Here is a 16,289-nt window from a genome sequence, read left to right as displayed (position 1 = left end):
CGATGGAACGAATTAACACGGCAGACAAGCGCTTTAGCGATGGAACCGCAGCGGCCGGCTATCTCGACGGCACGGTGGTCATTGCGAAGTGGCTCAATGACATGCAGGAAGAGGTGTCGTCGGTCATTGAGGCGACTGACGTAACCCTAGATGGAACGAAGCAAGACCAGTTGTTGACAGCTATCAAAATGCTGTTGAAGAAGCAGGCGCTTCATGGCCAGTGTCGGCTGGCGAAGTCGGGGGCCAACGTCGTGCTGCTTCCCTGTAATGGAAACAGCCTGAATATTGGCGGGGTCGTATGCAAGATCCCTGCGCCCGGCGTCAGTTTGCCTCCGACCGGCCTCACCCCTGGCACGGAATACTACGTCTATGCCTACATGAACGCTGGCGCGATGACACTGGAGGCCAGCACGACAGGGCATTCGACGGACGCGGACACCGGTGTTGAGATCAAGACGGGGGATGCGACGCGGACGCTGGTCGGCTATGTTCGGCCGATCGCTGGCCCGGCCTTTCAAGACACCTCGAAACAGCGACTAGTGCGGACCTGGTTCAATGACTTTGGTATTGCCGGGCTGGGGTCATTTACTGCGAATCGCCAGACCAACAGCACATCGTACGTCGAGCTTCACAGCGAAATCCGCTGCGAGTTCCTGTTGTGGGCGGGGGAAATCGTCATCGTAGGAGGGTCTGGCATCTCGTCCCAAAGTTCGAACGGCCTGAACTCGGTTGCCGTAGGCTTCGATGGCATTGCAAATCTCGAACTGGGATCGTACTCAGCAGGATACGTTGCTGCAGCTGGCGGCTTCGCCTGTCCATACACAATCAATCTCCCCAAGCCAGGATTGAGTGAGGGCTATCACTTTGTCACTCTTGCTGGGAAGGTTCAGAACGGACTTGGAACGTGGTCCGGTGGCACTACGCTTCCGACTACGCCGGATCAATGCACCCTCACCACATACATCAGGAAGTGAATCGCGCATGAAATACTTCGCCTTTGGGGACTCTATTACCGCCAATGCGGGAGCCAGCTCAAATCAAAAGAGCTACATCGGCCTTCTGAATGTCGATCTCGGCGTGGTCGTTGACAATGGTGCCGTTTCCACGAGCATGGCAATGGATCAAGCCGACGCAGTCTATTCGCGGCAGCCTGCTCAAGGCGACAGTAGCATTGTGGCGTTGGGCACGAACGATCAAGCCAAGTACGACGTGGACCCCGCGAAGCGTGGCTATTTCATTGATGCGCTGCGAGCATTCGCCGTATGGCTCGGCGCGGAGGTAAAGATCGCCAATCCAGCCAACGGCGTCATGTTCGGCGGAAATTGGACGAATGCTGGTTTGGCGTGGGGAACCTACGGAGCTGTGGGGGCTGGCGCTACCGCTCGCTTCAATGTTGATGGCGACTCTGTCAGCATCGGATCGATCCGCCAATACTCGAATCCCGGCCAGTTCATGGTGCGGATCGATGGCGTGGACAAGGGCCTATTCAGTATCGGTGGCGACGTTCGCACGATCTTGGGCAAGCCCTTCGGCCCCATGTGCTTAACGTTTTCCGGATTGGGAGTCGGATCGCATGTGGTGGAACTCTCCGCAATCTCGGCTAGCCCCAGCAATCCGGTGTACTTTCACTGGTTTTCCGCGAACCTGCCAAAGGCCAAAGTTGTTCTTGGCAATGTTCCTCACGCCCTGGCGTACACCTATGGTGGATCTGTGCAGAATGTCGATGCCTACAACGCCGCAATCTCATCGCTGGTGTTGGAGTTGCAAGGGTACGGCATCGATGCTGCCCTGGTTGACGAATGCGCAGCGCTTTCGCCCATCGATATGGCCGACAATGTGCATCCCAACGACTATGGGCACATGAAGCTACGCAACGAGTACTTCACAGCGCTCACAGACTCCGTGCCCCCTTTGGCATTGGTCGACGCAAAGATATTCTTGGGCAGCGATGGAAGGCTGTACGCAGGGCAGCCCGGTGCTCAAATACTGGTGGAGTCTGCCGCTTAGGCCGCATCTTGCCGCGTCTTTGCTGAAGCTAAGACCTTGTCAGGCGCTTTGCCGGCCAAGAGAAAGACTTCTCTTGGCGAGCGGGCGCCGGCGAACTCAATGTAGCGATAGGTGAAGGCGCTGAGAGCGAGTACAACAAGCCCAAATTCGGCTAGGAGAAGGGGGTTAAAGGGGTCTCTCAGCAGGTCCGGTCGGATCAGCAAGCCGTGCCAGCAGTAGATCGAAAAACACATTGCGCCTAGCACACGGAGCCACCAGGCAGACAGCGCGCGCGAAACCAGCGTTTTGGACTGAAGAGCGACGCAAAGCAGGCTTGCAAAGCCAAGCTGAGTTAGGTTGTTGAGGCCAGCTGCAATAACGACCGGGATACGTCCTTGGAGTCGCAAATCCCATAGGAGAGCTGCAACGATGAGCGACGTGACTGAGGCCACCATGAACGGAGTGGTTACCTTGGGAATTCGGCCATCGACATAGACCTTCGCAATGGCCATGCCGACCAGGAAATCGTCCATGCGCGAAAGGAAAGAATCCTTAATCGGATTTTGGTGGATGGCGTCAAAGGGAAAGTAAGCACCCGGTATGCGGATGAGCAGGGACGTCGCAAGAACGGCGAAGGTGACTCGCCAGAATCCGTATCGACTGAAGAGCCACAAGACCAGAGGCAGCGCTACGCTGAACCAGATCTCAATTGCCAAGGACCAGAACGGGCCATTGATAGTCGGAAAAAACTCGCTTTTGGTCAGCATGCTGCCGGTCGTCACGGCAAGCAACAATGATCGGTAGTTGTGTTGGCCATTGGCCATGCCGAAGGCGTAACTGACAACTGCCATGAACATGAATAGCGGAAGCAAGCGCAGCGATCGATGCTTGTAGAAGCTGATGGCGTCGGACTGGCTTCGCATCTGTCGCTCGCCATGTAGATAGGGAAGAGCGAGGACGAAGCCGGACAGTATGAAGAAAAGGCTTACGCCCATCCACGCATTGCCGGTGAGATACGGGAACTTCAAGCCCAACTTTTCCATTGAGAGCTTCCCGACAGCTGTTGCGATGGAGTGCTGGTAGATCACGAGCAGGATCGCAACGCCTCGGAGGCCATCGACGGCCGGGATGCGGCCGATATTCTTATTCATTCTTTCCCTCAGTGGCTGCCTTTCAGGTGCGGAGCGAGTAGGCCCACCCATGTTTGGTAGCCGAGGCCATTCAGGTGGATGCCGTCCGTTGTGTACTTCTCATTGAGTCGGCCATTTTCATCAGTCAGGTGTGGCCAAACATTGATGAATGTGACGCGATGCTCGGCCGCCAACAGTTCAATACGCTTGTTCAGTGCCTCTGCATTTACGTTGTCGAGATAGCCGTAGTCACCCTTTGGCAGTCGGTGGTACGGAAAGACGCTCTGGACGTAGATTCTCGCTTTGGGATTGGTCGAGATAAGCCTGGTTAAGATCTGCCGGTAGCGATCAATGGTGTCTTCCACCGATGCTCCCCAGAAGAGATCGTTTGTTCCGACCAAAAGAAAGACGGCCCGTGGTTTTAGTGCGGATACCTGATCAAGACGGTGCAGGATGCCGAATGTGTTGTCACCGCTGATACCCCTATTGATGATCTTGGCTGATGGGAAGAACTCATTCCAGGCGCCGAGATCGGTGAGGCTATCGCCGAGCATTACGGTAGCGCCCGAGCTGGCTGGGCGATGCGCAAACGAGTCCACCTTGTATCGGTAAGTGAAGTCCTCAGTCTCGGTGAAAATGTGCTCTATGGCCTTCTTTTTTGGGTCGACCTGCTCAGTCTGGGCAGGCGTCGGCGCTGCCGCATCGATTGGGCGGAAGGCGTAACCCAAAATACAGATGATCAATACAAGGGCGACGTTTAGAAGGATCGAGAGTCGATATCGCATCTTCGAGCGGCAGGTCAGGGAGGCGCTAATTGTATACACAACCTACCCCAGCCAGTGAGCATTCAGCGATGGCTCTTCGAGTGCCGGCGGAACGGCAAGGCTGAATTCCAAACTACGCGCAAATTAGTGCCAGACCGCGCGCGACGTTACACAAACGTCGATGAACGTCGAGAAGCTGGAGCCATTGATGAATGGCGAAGAAGAGAACTTCGGTGAACCGATGCAGATGTGTTTATGGTCCCGCCGACAGGAATCGAACCTGTATCTAGCGCTTAGGAGGCGCTCGTTCTATCCATTGAACTACGGCGAGCGGACCGTCTGCACCGTATCCGCGCCGCGCTTGCGCGGGCGGACCGGAAGACGGGGCGGAGTATAGCAAACTCCGCCAGCGCCGGATCACGGCGGACCCGCCCTCTGCTGGATACGCTCCCGTTGCGCATGCTGGCCCGCCCTTGGTGGCATCCGCGGTGGCAGGCACGGCCGGTGCGGGTGTCGCAGCTTTCCCAGTCGATCAGTCCGGACATGGCAGGCTCCCTTGATGATGATGGTGTGTCGAAGGATCAGGCGGCGGCGTGCAGGCTGGCGACGTGGACGCTCGACAGCATGGCCAGGGCCAGGTGCAACACCGTGACCATCGCGGCACCGGGGTTGCGCAGGCAGGTTTCCACTTGTTCGCTGCGGGCCTTGCCCAGCAGGCACCACGTGCAGAAGTGTTCGCAGTTGTTCGTCAGCAGGTGATAGCGGCTTTCGCCCAGACGGCTGCGGGCGCGGGCCACGGCCTCTGCGCCGAGGTAACGGGCGCATGGCTGGGACCGCACCGTCACGCCGTGGCCCTGGGCGAACTGTTCGAGCGTGGCTTCCTCGACCGGGCCGGCGTGCAGGGCGTGGCAGAAGCCGGCGTAATGAATCACCCGGCCTTGGCCAGCGTAGATGCCGTGGTGGGCGTAGCCATTGCGTTCCGTCACGAGATGGGCCCCTGGCAGATAGGCATCGTCCTGGCAGCTGGTTTGTTGTTGGTCTTGGGCGTTCATGGCGGATCTCGGTTCGGTGTCGGTGGCTGGCAGCCAGGGCTGCGTTATGCCTACCCAACCGCATCAAGCGTGCCAGATGACCGAATCCACGGTGCCACAACGGTTTGCGGGGGAATGGGACGAGATCGGCGGATATGGTTTGTCGGTACCGCACCAACAGAAATCCGGAAGTTGTGTTGGCGAATGACAGTCAGCGGCGCACTATCCGCCAGTCATCGGGGAGGCTCGGCGGGCGGACCCGCCATGACGGCACCAAACCACCACATCGCCGGCCAGTGTTGGCCGCATACCAACCAAGCAAGCGGCGTATTCGCCATAAGACGCCGGAAACACGTATCGGACACCACACCCTGACCGATGGCACACGGCTTGCTCCATCAAGGCACGCACCCATCGATGCCAGCCTCAGGAGACGAACATGGCGACCCTCACCATCCGCGATCTGAATACCCACCGCGAACTCGATTTCCGCGCCATGTCGGCCGTCCGGGGCGGTGGCGCGCCCTGGGTATTCGGCTGGATCCAGCCGTACATTGCATCCCGGCCCAGTGCGTTGCCTGTCGTGAACTTTTACGAGATCAATTACAGCTTCTATGCTGATCAGATGAACAACCAGTTCCAGAACGTGAACGTCCAGAACACGGCGCCAAATTCGAACATCACGGTCGACGCCAGCATGGACGCCCGCAACAAGGGGCGGCTGATCTGAGTCCTGCCACGTCTTTCGGCAGGGTTTTCGCGGTGACTTCCAACATCCGGTGCCCCGGGGGCGCCTAACGCGCGGAGCGGCATCGGTCCGCGCCGGAGCATGCCGTGACCTGCGTATCGCAATTCCGCTGGACCTCCGCCGCCTGCACAGACGTCGGACGGGTGCGTGAGCGCAACGAGGACGCCTGCCTGGCGATCCCCAACCGGGGCATCTGGGCGGTGGCCGATGGCATGGGCGGCCATGCCGTCGGAGACTTCGCCAGCCGGGCCATCATCCAGGCCCTGTCGGCGCTGCCCGAATCGGACAGCCTCGACACCGCCGTGGAAAACGCCCGCATTGCCATGCAGACCGTGAACCAGTTGCTGATCGAAGAAGCGCTGCGAATGAAAGTGCGCGTGATCGGCAGCACCGTGGTCATGCTGTTGGCCTGCGAACGCCAGTGCTGTTGCCTGTGGGCCGGCGACAGCCGGCTTTATCTTTTTCGGGATGGCCATCTGAAGCAGCTCTCGCGCGATCACAGCCAGGTGGAACGGCTCAAGGCACGCGGCCTGATCACGGCCGACGAAGCCAGACATCATCCCGCCCACAACACAATCACGCGCGCGGTGGGCGCGGCGGCCACGCTTGAACTCGAACGGCTGACGCTGGAGATCGGCGATGGCGACCTGTTCCTGCTGTGCAGCGATGGGCTGAGCAACGAAGTCGAGGACGACCAGATCGCGACGTTGATCGGCGACGGGCGCGATCCCGTCGCGGCCGCCGATGCCCTGCTCAAGCGGGCGCTCGATAACGGCGGCCGCGACAACGTTTCAGTAGTGGTGATCCGCGCCGAGGACATCGGCGGTGGATCGGATATGACGCTGCTGAATCCGGAGGTTTGACGCCGCGCAAGCGCGCCAACTTTGCGGACGTTTCGCACAACGATTGCAGAATCGTCTGCTTGTTTCCTTTCACTGGCTAAGCAAAATGATCGACAGGCGCCGCGGCGTGTGTCGACCATAACCATCGCGGCTTCTTGTCCTTTCAACGCCAGGAAGATTCCGCAATGCACCTGCCGGGCAATCAGCCCTGAGAGGAAAATCAGACAGTGGGAAAAATCTATGAAATATGGCGGGCAATCGCTCCAGACGGCGTTGCCCAAATCGTATTACTCGAAGCCGGGCAAATAGATACAGAGCGCCAGCTCCTGGATGGCACGCCGGTACTTCTCACCAGTTTCGAAGCGGATAGCTACGTCGAGGCCGCGCAGAAGAGGAACGACTTCTTCGGCTGGGGAAAATACCAACCGATGAACGAGGACATCGAGGGCCGCAATGGCAATGATTCGGAATGAGATTGACGTATTCACCGACCTACCAGATAGGAACATCTACGGCCCAACGGGAGGAAAAGAATTAGAGTGACCGCGACCTCTACTTCCCCTCCGCCTGCCGATTGTTCCTGAAGTCCTTCGAATGAATCCCGTGCTTCTTGAGCAGCATCTGGATATGGGACCGGTTCATGTCGAAGCGCCGTGCCAGCTCCGCCACCGTGCCGCCCACTTCCTGCAGCCCGCGCTCCAGGAATGCCCGCTCCGCTTCATCGCTGGCCGCGCGCTTGGCTTCGCTCAGTGACGTGGCGGTGCTCAGATCGGTGACCGTCGCCTTGCCGCCGCTTGTCGCGGCCACCGATTGCAAGCCAGTCGGCTTGGGCCGGATGTCCTGCGGCAGGTGAACAAAATCGGCCGTATCGCCAGCCAGGCATGACAGCCGGTACATCAGGTTGCGCAGCTCACGGATGTTGCCGGGGTATTCGTAGTGCAGCAGGAAGTCGCGCAGCCGGGGCGTCAGCTTGATCGGCCGCCGCTTGAGCTGCCCGGCGGCTTCATCGCCGAAGTAGGCGACCAGCAGCGGGATCTCGTCGCGCCGTTCGCGCAGCGCGGGCAGCGTGACGTGGATGACGCTGAGCCGATAGAACAGATCCTCACGAAACGTGCCCTCCAGGCTCATCTTGCGCAGGTCCTTGTTGGTGGCGGCGACGATGCGCGTGTCCACGGCGATTGCCTCGTCGGAGCCGACGCGCTGGATTTCATGGGCTTCCAGCACGCGCAGCAACTTTACCTGGCCGGTCAGCGGCAGCTCCCCGATTTCGTCGAGAAAGATGGTGCCCGTATGCGCGCTCTCGAACTTGCCGCGCCGGTCGTTGGCCGCGCCCGTGAACGATCCCTTCTTGTGGCCGAACAGTTCCGATTCGAGCAGGCTGTCCGGTATCGCGCCGCAGTTGACCGAGATGAACGGCTTGTCGTTGCGCAGGCCGTTGGCGTGAATCACCTTGGCCATCAGTTCCTTGCCGGTGCCGCTTTCGCCGTCGATCAGTACGGGCAGGTCGGTTGGCGCGGCCTTCTCGGCGATTTCCAGCGCTTCGAGCAGCTTGGGGTTGTCGCCAAACGTGCCCTCGAAGATAAAGCTGCGCTCCATCAGCGCCTGGCGCCGTTCGCGCGCGGACATCTCCACGGGTTCGACAACCTCTTCCAGCGGCTCGCCCGAGGCCGTCGCCGCAGCCACGAAGCGCTCCTTGTGCGACAGTCCCATCACGTCGTCGCGCAACGTGGTGGCCTGCTTGAGCAGCTTCTCGATATCGGGCCGCTCCAGCCGCGACGACCAGCGCAGTGTGGAACGCAGGATCTCGATCCGTTCGATCAGGCCCGCGAACGACACCGCGGAGGTGGCAGGGGTGGGGTTGTATAGCTTCATGCCGCGCTCAACTGCTTCTGGACCAACTGGTAGTACATGCCGCGGCGTTCGAGCAACTCCTCGTGCCGCCCCTGCTCCACGATGCCGCCTTCGTACAGCACCAGGATCTTGTCCGCCTGCATGATCGTACTGAGCCGGTGCGCGATGATCACGGCCGTACGGCCACGCAGGATTTCCTGCATGTTCGCCAGGATGTTGCTTTCCGATTGCGTGTCCAGCGCCGACGTCGCCTCGTCGAACACAAGCAGGCGCGGGTCGTGGTACAGCGCGCGGGCAATGCACAGCCGCTGGATCTGCCCGCCGGACAGTCCGATGCCCCGCTCGCCCACCACCTGTTCATAGCCGAGCGGCAGCTTCGAAATGAAGGCGTGGGCATCGGCCATCTTGGCCACTTCCTCGATGCGCCGGCGGTCGGGGCTATCCTCGCCGCAGGCGATGTTCTCGGCCACCGTTCCCGAGAACAGCAAATTGGTCTGCATCACGTAGCCCACCTGCGCGCGGAAGAACTCGGTGTCGATCACGTTCATGTCGTAGCCGTCCACCTTCATCGCGCCATCCGTCGGCTTGTAGAAGCCCACCAGCAACTTGGCGAGCGTGGTCTTGCCAGACCCGCTGCGGCCCACGATGGCCACCATCTCGCCCGGCCGCATATGGAAGCTGATGTTCTCCAGCACGTAGGGCGTATCCTCGCCGCCATAGCGAAAATACACACCGTCGAACTGGACCTCGCCCTGCAGATCGGGCAACGAAACGCGCGACATCACGTCTTCCGGTTTCTGCTCGGGTTCCAGATCCAGCACATCGCCCAGCCGCTCCATCGCCACGCCGGCATCGTTGAGCTGCCCCCAGAGCGCCACCAGGCCCATCAGCGGCGCCAGCACGCTACCCATGAATGCGTTGAAAGCGATCAACTGCCCGATCGTCAGTTCGCGCTCCAGCACCAGCGTGGCCCCCACCCAAAGGATGGTGATCGTCGTGGCCGCATTCAGCACCTGACTGACCAGTCCCACGAGGATATGAAACGACTGCGCCTGGTACTGCTTGTCCAGCGCCTTGGCGTACTTGCGTTCCCAGCGCAGCCGCACCGGCCGCTCGATGCCCATGCCCTTGACGGTTTCGGCACCGCCGAGCGTTTCCATCAGGTACGCCTTGGCATCGGTCGACGCGGCAAACACTTCGCGCGCATAGGTCTTGACCTTGGGCGTGACGACCACGGTCAGCGCCGCAATCGGTATCACAAAGGCGATCAGCAGCAGCGTCAGCTTCACGTTGTAGAGGAACATGATGCTGAAGTAGATGAACACCATCAGCAGATTCAGCGCCGTGGTAACCGTGGACTCGGTCAGGAACGCCCGGATGGTCTGGTTTTCCTGGAAGCGCGCAAAGATATCGCCCGTCTTGCGCTTGGCGAAGAACGACAGCGGCAACGACAACGTGTGCTTGAAGAAGTGCGACATCATCGCGAAATCCATGTTCCGGACCATGAAATTCGCCAGGTAGGCGCGAATCGTCACCATGAGCTGGGTGAAGACATTCGAGATCACCAGCCCCAGTATCAGCAGATGCAGCAGGCCGATGTTCTGATGTACCACCACTCCGTCGAGGATGTTCTGGATGATCAGCGGCGGCACCACACCCAATACCTGGATCACGAACGTCGCCAGGAACAGGTGCGCAAGAATCTGCTTGTAGGGCGACAGGTAGCTGATGAAACGCAGCCACGGCGAGCGCGACACCGCCAGCTCGTTCATCTGCGCGCCCGGCGAGAACAGCAAGCAGGTGCCGCTCCAGCCGCGCTCGAATTCCTCGGTACTCATCTTGCGGAAGCCGATGGCCGGGTCGGCCACCCAGACGTAGCGCGACGACACGCCGTAGACCACCACGTAGTGGTAGCCCTCCCAGTGGATGATGAATGGCAGCTCGAATCCCATCAGCGCATCGCGTGTGCACTGCACCCCGCGCCCGGTGAACCCGAGCGATTCACCGGCGCGCGCCAGGCTGTCCAGCGTCGCGCCCGCCGTAGTCACGTTGGCCAGTTCGCGCAGCTTTCCCAGGGTCATGGGAATGCCGTAGTGCCGGCAGATCATCGCCAGGCAGGCAGCGCCGCAATCCATTTCCTCGGCCTGCTCCACCAGCGCAAAACGGCGGATCAGCCGTTCACCAAGCTCGGGCTTGGAATGCAGATCCAGCAGTACCGGCCGCTTGCGCCGCTCCGCCAGCTTCTGTTGCCGATGCAGTTCCCGATCCACGGTGCGGATGCGTTCCTCCAGCACCTCGCGCAGCCTGGCGTTGCGCTCCAGAATGAGCTGGACCGTCTTCTCCGGTATCACCAGCAGCCGCACGTCGGTCTCGGCGATGGCCGACGCCACCTGTTCCTGCCGCATGACGCAGGCGCGTTCGCCAAATAGCTCACCCTGGCCCAGCATGGCAAGCTGGAACGTATCGCCATCCTCCTCGCGCACGATGCGCACCGTACCCTGACGCACCACATAGAGGCGGCGATCCTCGCGGCCGTCCTGCTGAAGAATGGCCTTGCCCGCCGCCACGCGCTTGACGCCGACGCTGCGTACCGCGTCTTCCAGCTCCAGCTTGTCCAGCTTGCCGCGCAGGTCGAACAGCCGCGCCACAAAGCCACCGGCCGAACTGATCGCCACGTAGCTCGTGATAAAGGCAAGCGCGGACGGGTTGCCGCCCACCACCGGCTCCGACACCGTGCGCGGGATCATCAGCAATTCGGTCTTGCCCGATGCCCGCACCGACGATTCATGCCGATACTCGCGCAGCAAGGCGATATCGGCGAACACCTCGCCGGCCTTGCGCACGCCCATGCTGATTTCCTTGCCGTGTTCCTCGTTGAACACGCGCACGGAACCGCTACGCACGATGAAGATGCCTTCCGCGGCCTCCCCCGCGTTGCAGACCGTATCGCCAAAGCCAAACGTCAGCGTGCGCGCGCTGGCGGCCAGGCGTTCGATTTCTTCGTGTGTCAGCGGCGACAGTATCTCCACCGTCGCAAGAAAGTCGGCCAGCGACTGCCCGACGGGCGGCTGCTGCCCGACCGGTGCGGCGGCAGCGGCCTCGCTAGCGGGCTTCGATGACATGTTCCTGCGCCCTCGCCATCAGCCATTCCTCGCGCAACAGCCTGCGGATTTCCACGGTCACGTCCGGATCTAGCCGGGCCGGGTGCTTGGCACGCACCAGGAATACCTCGAAGAACGATTTGTCCGGCGCCGGGAATGGCCCGAGCAGATCGCCCGCTTCCGCATTGAAGACCCTGGCCTCGATGTCCCCTTTCAACGAGCCACGCAGCACCTTGCCGATATCGCCGCCCTGCTCCCGCGTATCGGCGATGGAATGCTCGCGCGCCATATCGGCAAAACTGTCGGGGTCGTCCTGCAGGTAAGACACCAGCTCCCTGGCCTTGCCCTCGGTATCCACCACGATATGGCTGACCTCGATGCTGTCGAACTTCGGGGAATTGAGCTGGAAGTAGGCTTCCACGGCGTCGTCCGTGCCCACCTGCTCCATCATCTTCTCCTGATACAGGCTGTCGGTGATGAAGGTCTCGAACTCGTCGAGCGTGATGTTCAGCGCGTCCAGGTAGTGGTTCATGTCCGCCGCGCGATGCAGCCCGTGCACGCGGCGGAACTGATCGGCGCGCTCCTGCACCTCGTCCTGCGTCAGCTTGATGCCATGACGGCGCGCCGCATGCGCTGTCAGCTTGTCTCGCACCAGTTGCTCCACCAGGCCCTCGAACTGGCCGGTAAGCTTCAGGACCCTCACGAATTCGTCGACGCCGATCACTTCGTCGTCGATGCGCACGATGGCTGTCATCGCCCTCTCCTCCTGGTTACCGTTCAGCCCGCGACCTGCCGGAAGGGGTCCAGCCCCAGGTCGATCAGGCGTCTTTCCCGCACCACGATCTCGGCCGTCGCGGTCATGCCATAACGCAGCGGATACTTGTTGTTGGCCACGCTGTAGTAGTCCTGCGCCAGGCGCACCCGCCCCTCGTAGACCGGTTGCTTGTCCGGGCCGGACGGCTTGGTGGCCGGCGATATGTATTCGAGCGTGCCCGCGACCAGTCCGTAGCGCTGGTACGGAAACGCGCTGAACTTGAGCTTGACGGGCAACCCCTCGCGCAGGAACGCGCGGTCGCGCTCGGCAATCTCGATGCGCAGCATCGGGCGTGCATCCTTCGGCGCGATACCGCCGAGCGGCGTGTTGGCCTGCACCTTGTCACCGCGCTGGGTCGACGTAACGTCGGTGACCACGCCCGCGACCGGCGCCAGTATCAGCAGGAAGTTGTCCTTGTCGATGTTCTCGAACTTGATGCGCGCGGCCGCGTCGGCCACCAGCCGGGCGGTCTGTACCTGCAGCCGCAGCTTGTCTTCGGTGCTGGTGATTTCGCGCACGGCTGCGTCGTACTGCACGCGCAGGCTCGCCAGTTCCTGGCCGCTGCCTTCCAGTTGCGCGCTGGCCTGGGTGTACTCCTGCGCCAGCCTGGCATCGAGCTCCGCCAGCCGAGACTGCGCCACGCGCAGCGTGTTCTCGGCGTCCTGCGTGGCGGCGCGCTTGGTTTCGACCTGCGATTGCGAAACGCCGCCGCCCGCTGGCAGCGCGAACAGGCGCGCATAGCGATCCTGTTCCTGCCGCGCGAAATCGCGCGCACGACGGGCGTTCTCCAGATTGCTGCGCGCCTCGGTCAGTTGCGCGCGCTGCTGCTCTGCCAGCCGCGTCGTACCCTCGGCCAGGCGGTTCTCATGCTGGCGCGTATTGAGTTCGATCTGCTGCTTCAGCGCCAGCGCCCTGCGCTCCAGCAGCGCCTTGCGTTCCGGAAACTGCTTCCATTCACGCTCGGCATCCTCCAGCTTCAACTGGGCCTGCAGTGCGTTGGCCGCGGCCTCGATTGCACCGCGCGCATTGAGCCGCGCCACGACGTCGTCTTTCGATACCGGCTGGCCTTCGGCCACGTAGAGATCGACCAGTTCGCCATCGACCGGCGCATAGAAGCGCCGCACCTCGGACTCCGGCGCGAGCGTGCCTTGCGCGGTAACGATAACGTCGGCGTGACCGAAGAACGACCAGAGCAACGCGCAGAGCACGAGCACACCGGTAGTGACCACGGTCAGCAGCGTCAGCCTGCGCGGCTCGGCGCTGAGCAGCGCAATGCCTTCGGCGCTATGGTCTTCCAGCGCTTCCGTCAGCGGCCGCAGCTTGTTGTCGCGGCTTTCGTCCTTCATGGCGTACTCCCCGCTCCGGGTTTCGCGGCGGCCGTGGTGCCACTGCCATCCTTGTCGCCCTGCTTTTCGCCCTGCTTGTCCGCCGGCTTGTCGCCTGCCTTGCTGCCCTCGCCCACCAGCGCCAGCTTGGCCTTGAACACCGTTGGGTCCAGCACCATGCGCAGGTCACCGAGCGAGCGGCGCTGCGAATCGATCTCGGCCTCGATGTCGTCACGGACCTTGTTCCATTGCGCCGTGTCCTCGATCTTCAGTTGCGCATAAATGCGCAACCCCTGCCTGGCATCGTCCTGCGCATCGGCCAGCAATTTCGCCTGAGAGCGGAACTTGGCCGAGATACCGGATTCGAGCCGCTGCTCGCCGGCGATCATGCCGTTGTTGCGGTACTGACGCCATCCCGTGGCCGCACGGTTCAGCAGCATGTTCGCGCGGCGCAGCGCCGCATCGCGGATGCTGTTCACGTCGGCATCGACGCCCTTGGCGAAGAATGCATCGGCCTTGGGGTCCAGCGAGGCATAGAAGGACAGCAGTTGGTCGTCATACCCGGGAGATCCGCGCCCGGCCTTGATGGCGGCATATTGCGCCAGCACCTGTTCCTTGTGAGCGGCATCCTTGGCGACGTCGGCACTCCACGGACCCGCCGTCACGGTCTTCAGCACGGCCAGAGCCGCGGCGCCATCGCCCTGCTCCCATGCCTTGCTGGCCGCGGCGTACTGCTTCTGCACGTCGTCGCCGGGCAGGCGCGTGGCCTTGAGCTTCTGGTAGGCCGCCTGGAACGGCGGCGTGGAAAAGCTGGCCTTCTGCATCAGCGTCACCAGCGGGCCTGGCGCGCGGTCGCGCAACGACTCGATCATCGCCGTGTACTGCCGCAGATCGTTCTCCACCACGTTGAGCCCGGCCAGACGTGGGTACTTGTCCTTGTATTCGGCCAGCATGGACTCCAGCGCCTCGGGCTGGTCGCGTCCGACTTCCGTGGCGATGGCTGCGTTGAGCCTGTCGATGGCGGCCAGGTACACCGACTCGTCGTTCTGCAGGCGGCGCAGGTCGCTCAACGCGCGCGCATAGGTGTCGCGGAATGGCGGCACGTCGTTGGCGATGCGGCCAAGCAGCCGCTGGTGCGACGCCGTGTCGTCATTCCAGCGCCGCAGCAGGTCGCGTATTTTCGATTCATCGGCATAGATGCGCACCGGCCCTTCGATGCCGCCGCGCCCGGCCACGTACTGTTCGAGATCGCCGACCCACGCAAGCTGCGCAATCAGCGCCTGGCCGTCCGGGTTGTGCTGGCTGCGCGTGCGCATTTCGCCAAGCACCGCCGTGGCGCCGGCAAAGTCGGCGGCCTGCAGCCGTGCGGCCCACTGCGGCACGTATCCGCGCATCAGCGCCTCGGCGCCCAGCGCCTGGTAGCGCGCCTCGTCGGGATGGCGCGACAGTACCTTGTCCGCCACCTCCGCCGCGCGCACGTACTTGCCTTCGTCGACCAGCGCCTGCAGAGACCGGTCAGACGCGCCGCGCCACCAGAGGTAGCCGCCGCCAATGACCAGCACGGCGATCACCAGAACGGCCACCCGCCCCGCACGCTCCAGCTGGTGCCGGTCGCGGATGCCGAAACTGCGCATGCCTTCCACCAGCATCATCGTCATCCGGCTGCGCTGGGGCGGCGCATGCGCGGCATCGCCCGTATCGGGCATGGCTTCGGGATTGACTTCATCCTCCTGCGCGGCCGGATAGTCCATGCAGAAGATATCGAGAAAGGAATCCGCGGCACCCACGAATGTGGTTTTGTCCGGATCGCCATCGACGGGCATGGCCGCCTCGCGGCTGATCTGTGGCTCGGCCGCCGGCACCGCCAGCGACGTACGGGTGGCCGTGGCATCCGCATCGCTTTCCCGGTCGATATCGACGCGATAGACGAAGTGGCTGCCGCCAAACGCCACCACATCCTCCGGCTCCAGCCGGATCGACTGGTCGCGCAGGCGTACGCCGTTGACGAACGTGCCATTGGTGCTGCCCAGGTCTTCGATCCACGGCACGCCATGCTTCAGATACACATGCGCGTGGCGACGCGACAGGTAGTTCACCTGATGCGGATATCCGTCGCGATAGCGCGCGAACGTGTCGTCCGCCTTGCTGACCATGAACGGAAATCCGGTGATGACAACCGGCTGCAGCCCCAGCTCGTCTCGCATGGGCGACAGCGTGACCGCCACGCGGGGCGGCTCGGGGTCGGGAGGGCGCGGATAGAGCCTGACGCGGTACGCAAGCCCCGCGCCGAAGCTGACTTCGTCGCCATCGCGCAGGCGCGCGGGCTGCTGCGCCACGGTATCGCCATTCACGCGCGTGCCGTTCTTGCTGCCCAGGTCGGCTACGTAGACCGCGCCGTCCTCGGAAAAAATGCGCGCATGGCGGCGCGACAGCACCGAGACGGCTTCGGATGGATAGGCGGCAAACGGCGCTTCGCCGCGTCCGATCGCGAACAGGTCCTCGTCGATGCGGATCTCGCCAAGCTCCGGGCGTGACACCGGCATCAGCAGGACGTCGAACACCTGCCCCGCCTGGGGCGCCATGACCGGCACATCCATGAAGGGAGCTTCGTCGCGCGTCATGTTTCAACTGAGCCAACAGTAGAGCCTGTGGCGCGCAACCGCGAGCCAACGCAGCGACACACACTGCAGGCATCGG

General features: G+C 62.2%; 13 protein-coding genes and 1 tRNA gene. 5 read left to right on the top strand and 9 right to left on the bottom strand.

The features are described 5' to 3' along the window. Positions 1-2 precede the first annotated feature (2 nt). Positions 3-974, top strand: coding sequence for a hypothetical protein (locus tag AC3FLX_RS04955; RefSeq protein WP_488694385.1), 972 nt, complete (start codon positions 3-5; stop codon positions 972-974). A 7-nt stretch (positions 975-981) separates the two neighbouring features. Next, positions 982-2,007 carry a hypothetical protein gene (locus AC3FLX_RS04950; protein WP_488694383.1) on the top strand — a complete coding sequence of 342 codons (1,026 nt, stop codon included), beginning with the start codon at positions 982-984 and terminating at the stop codon, positions 2,005-2,007. Here AC3FLX_RS04950 and AC3FLX_RS04945 read toward each other — a convergent pair. The 4 genes from AC3FLX_RS04945 to AC3FLX_RS04930 form a co-directional block, all read right to left on the bottom strand. Next, a complete protein-coding gene (locus AC3FLX_RS04945) occupies positions 2,004-3,137 on the bottom strand; it encodes an acyltransferase family protein (RefSeq protein ID WP_488694381.1) in 1,134 nt (377 codons plus the stop codon). The genes AC3FLX_RS04950 and AC3FLX_RS04945 overlap by 4 nt on opposite strands. 8 nt (positions 3,138-3,145) lie before the next feature. Further along, positions 3,146-3,901, bottom strand: coding sequence for an SGNH/GDSL hydrolase family protein (locus AC3FLX_RS04940; protein WP_488694379.1), 756 nt, complete (start codon positions 3,899-3,901; stop codon positions 3,146-3,148). 235 nt (positions 3,902-4,136) lie between these two features. After that, a tRNA-Arg gene (locus tag AC3FLX_RS04935) sits at positions 4,137-4,211 on the bottom strand. Positions 4,212-4,461: 250 nt separating this feature from the next. Next, the gene (locus AC3FLX_RS04930; protein ID WP_488694377.1) at positions 4,462-4,932 is read right to left on the bottom strand and encodes a lecithin retinol acyltransferase family protein; all 471 of its coding nucleotides are present in this window, start codon (positions 4,930-4,932) and stop codon (positions 4,462-4,464) included. A gap of 418 nt (positions 4,933-5,350) precedes the next feature. On the opposite strand from AC3FLX_RS04930, the gene AC3FLX_RS04925 reads away from it, so the two are divergent. The 3 genes from AC3FLX_RS04925 to AC3FLX_RS04915 all read left to right on the top strand — a co-directional run bounded on the left by AC3FLX_RS04925 (position 5,351) and on the right by AC3FLX_RS04915 (position 6,974). Beyond that, positions 5,351-5,641 carry a hypothetical protein gene (locus AC3FLX_RS04925; RefSeq protein WP_488694375.1) on the top strand — a complete coding sequence of 97 codons (291 nt, stop codon included), beginning with the start codon at positions 5,351-5,353 and terminating at the stop codon, positions 5,639-5,641. A 104-nt stretch (positions 5,642-5,745) separates the two neighbouring features. Then, positions 5,746-6,522, top strand: a complete 777-nt coding sequence (locus AC3FLX_RS04920; RefSeq protein ID WP_488694373.1) for a PP2C family protein-serine/threonine phosphatase — start codon at positions 5,746-5,748, stop codon at positions 6,520-6,522. A gap of 206 nt (positions 6,523-6,728) precedes the next feature. Then, positions 6,729-6,974 carry a hypothetical protein gene (locus AC3FLX_RS04915; protein WP_488694371.1) on the top strand — a complete coding sequence of 82 codons (246 nt, stop codon included), beginning with the start codon at positions 6,729-6,731 and terminating at the stop codon, positions 6,972-6,974. Positions 6,975-7,053: 79 nt separating this feature from the next. On the opposite strand, the gene AC3FLX_RS04910 is transcribed toward AC3FLX_RS04915, so the two are convergent. The 5 genes from AC3FLX_RS04910 to AC3FLX_RS04890 are packed head-to-tail and all read right to left on the bottom strand — an operon-like array spanning position 7,054 to position 16,213. Beyond that, on the bottom strand, positions 7,054-8,373 hold the full coding sequence (locus AC3FLX_RS04910; protein ID WP_488694370.1) for a sigma-54 interaction domain-containing protein: 1,320 nt from the start codon (positions 8,371-8,373) through the stop codon (positions 7,054-7,056). Continuing rightward, positions 8,370-11,474 carry a peptidase domain-containing ABC transporter gene (locus AC3FLX_RS04905; RefSeq protein WP_488694368.1) on the bottom strand — a complete coding sequence of 1,035 codons (3,105 nt, stop codon included), beginning with the start codon at positions 11,472-11,474 and terminating at the stop codon, positions 8,370-8,372. Before AC3FLX_RS04905 ends, AC3FLX_RS04910 begins: the two co-directional genes overlap by 4 nt. Next, positions 11,455-12,207, bottom strand: coding sequence for a peptidylprolyl isomerase (locus tag AC3FLX_RS04900; RefSeq protein ID WP_488694366.1), 753 nt, complete (start codon positions 12,205-12,207; stop codon positions 11,455-11,457). Before AC3FLX_RS04900 ends, AC3FLX_RS04905 begins: the two co-directional genes overlap by 20 nt. Positions 12,208-12,230: 23 nt before the next feature. Continuing rightward, on the bottom strand, positions 12,231-13,613 hold the full coding sequence (locus AC3FLX_RS04895; RefSeq protein ID WP_488694364.1) for a beta-barrel domain-containing protein: 1,383 nt from the start codon (positions 13,611-13,613) through the stop codon (positions 12,231-12,233). Next, a complete protein-coding gene (locus tag AC3FLX_RS04890) occupies positions 13,610-16,213 on the bottom strand; it encodes an FHA domain-containing protein (protein WP_488694363.1) in 2,604 nt (867 codons plus the stop codon). The genes AC3FLX_RS04895 and AC3FLX_RS04890 overlap by 4 nt, the downstream gene beginning before the upstream one ends. Between the last annotated feature and the right edge of the window lie 76 nt (positions 16,214-16,289).

Source organism: Cupriavidus sp. 291-E7 (assembly GCF_057798835.1).
The sequence above is the reverse complement of the archived record's forward strand: the minus strand, read 5'-3'. Positions and strand labels throughout refer to the sequence as shown.

Coding starts and splice junctions, on each gene's coding strand:
- AC3FLX_RS04955 (WP_488694385.1), top strand. CDS start 3: ATGGAACGAATTAACACGGCAGACAAGCGCTTTAGCGATGGAACCGCA.
- AC3FLX_RS04950 (WP_488694383.1), top strand. CDS start 982: ATGAAATACTTCGCCTTTGGGGACTCTATTACCGCCAATGCGGGAGCC.
- AC3FLX_RS04945 (WP_488694381.1), bottom strand. CDS start 3,137: ATGAATAAGAATATCGGCCGCATCCCGGCCGTCGATGGCCTCCGAGGC.
- AC3FLX_RS04940 (WP_488694379.1), bottom strand. CDS start 3,901: ATGCGATATCGACTCTCGATCCTTCTAAACGTCGCCCTTGTATTGATC.
- AC3FLX_RS04930 (WP_488694377.1), bottom strand. CDS start 4,932: ATGAACGCCCAAGACCAACAACAAACCAGCTGCCAGGACGATGCCTAT.
- AC3FLX_RS04925 (WP_488694375.1), top strand. CDS start 5,351: ATGGCGACCCTCACCATCCGCGATCTGAATACCCACCGCGAACTCGAT.
- AC3FLX_RS04910 (WP_488694370.1), bottom strand. CDS start 8,373: ATGAAGCTATACAACCCCACCCCTGCCACCTCCGCGGTGTCGTTCGCG.
- AC3FLX_RS04905 (WP_488694368.1), bottom strand. CDS start 11,474: ATGTCATCGAAGCCCGCTAGCGAGGCCGCTGCCGCCGCACCGGTCGGG.
- AC3FLX_RS04900 (WP_488694366.1), bottom strand. CDS start 12,207: ATGACAGCCATCGTGCGCATCGACGACGAAGTGATCGGCGTCGACGAA.
- AC3FLX_RS04895 (WP_488694364.1), bottom strand. CDS start 13,613: ATGAAGGACGAAAGCCGCGACAACAAGCTGCGGCCGCTGACGGAAGCG.
- AC3FLX_RS04890 (WP_488694363.1), bottom strand. CDS start 16,213: ATGACGCGCGACGAAGCTCCCTTCATGGATGTGCCGGTCATGGCGCCC.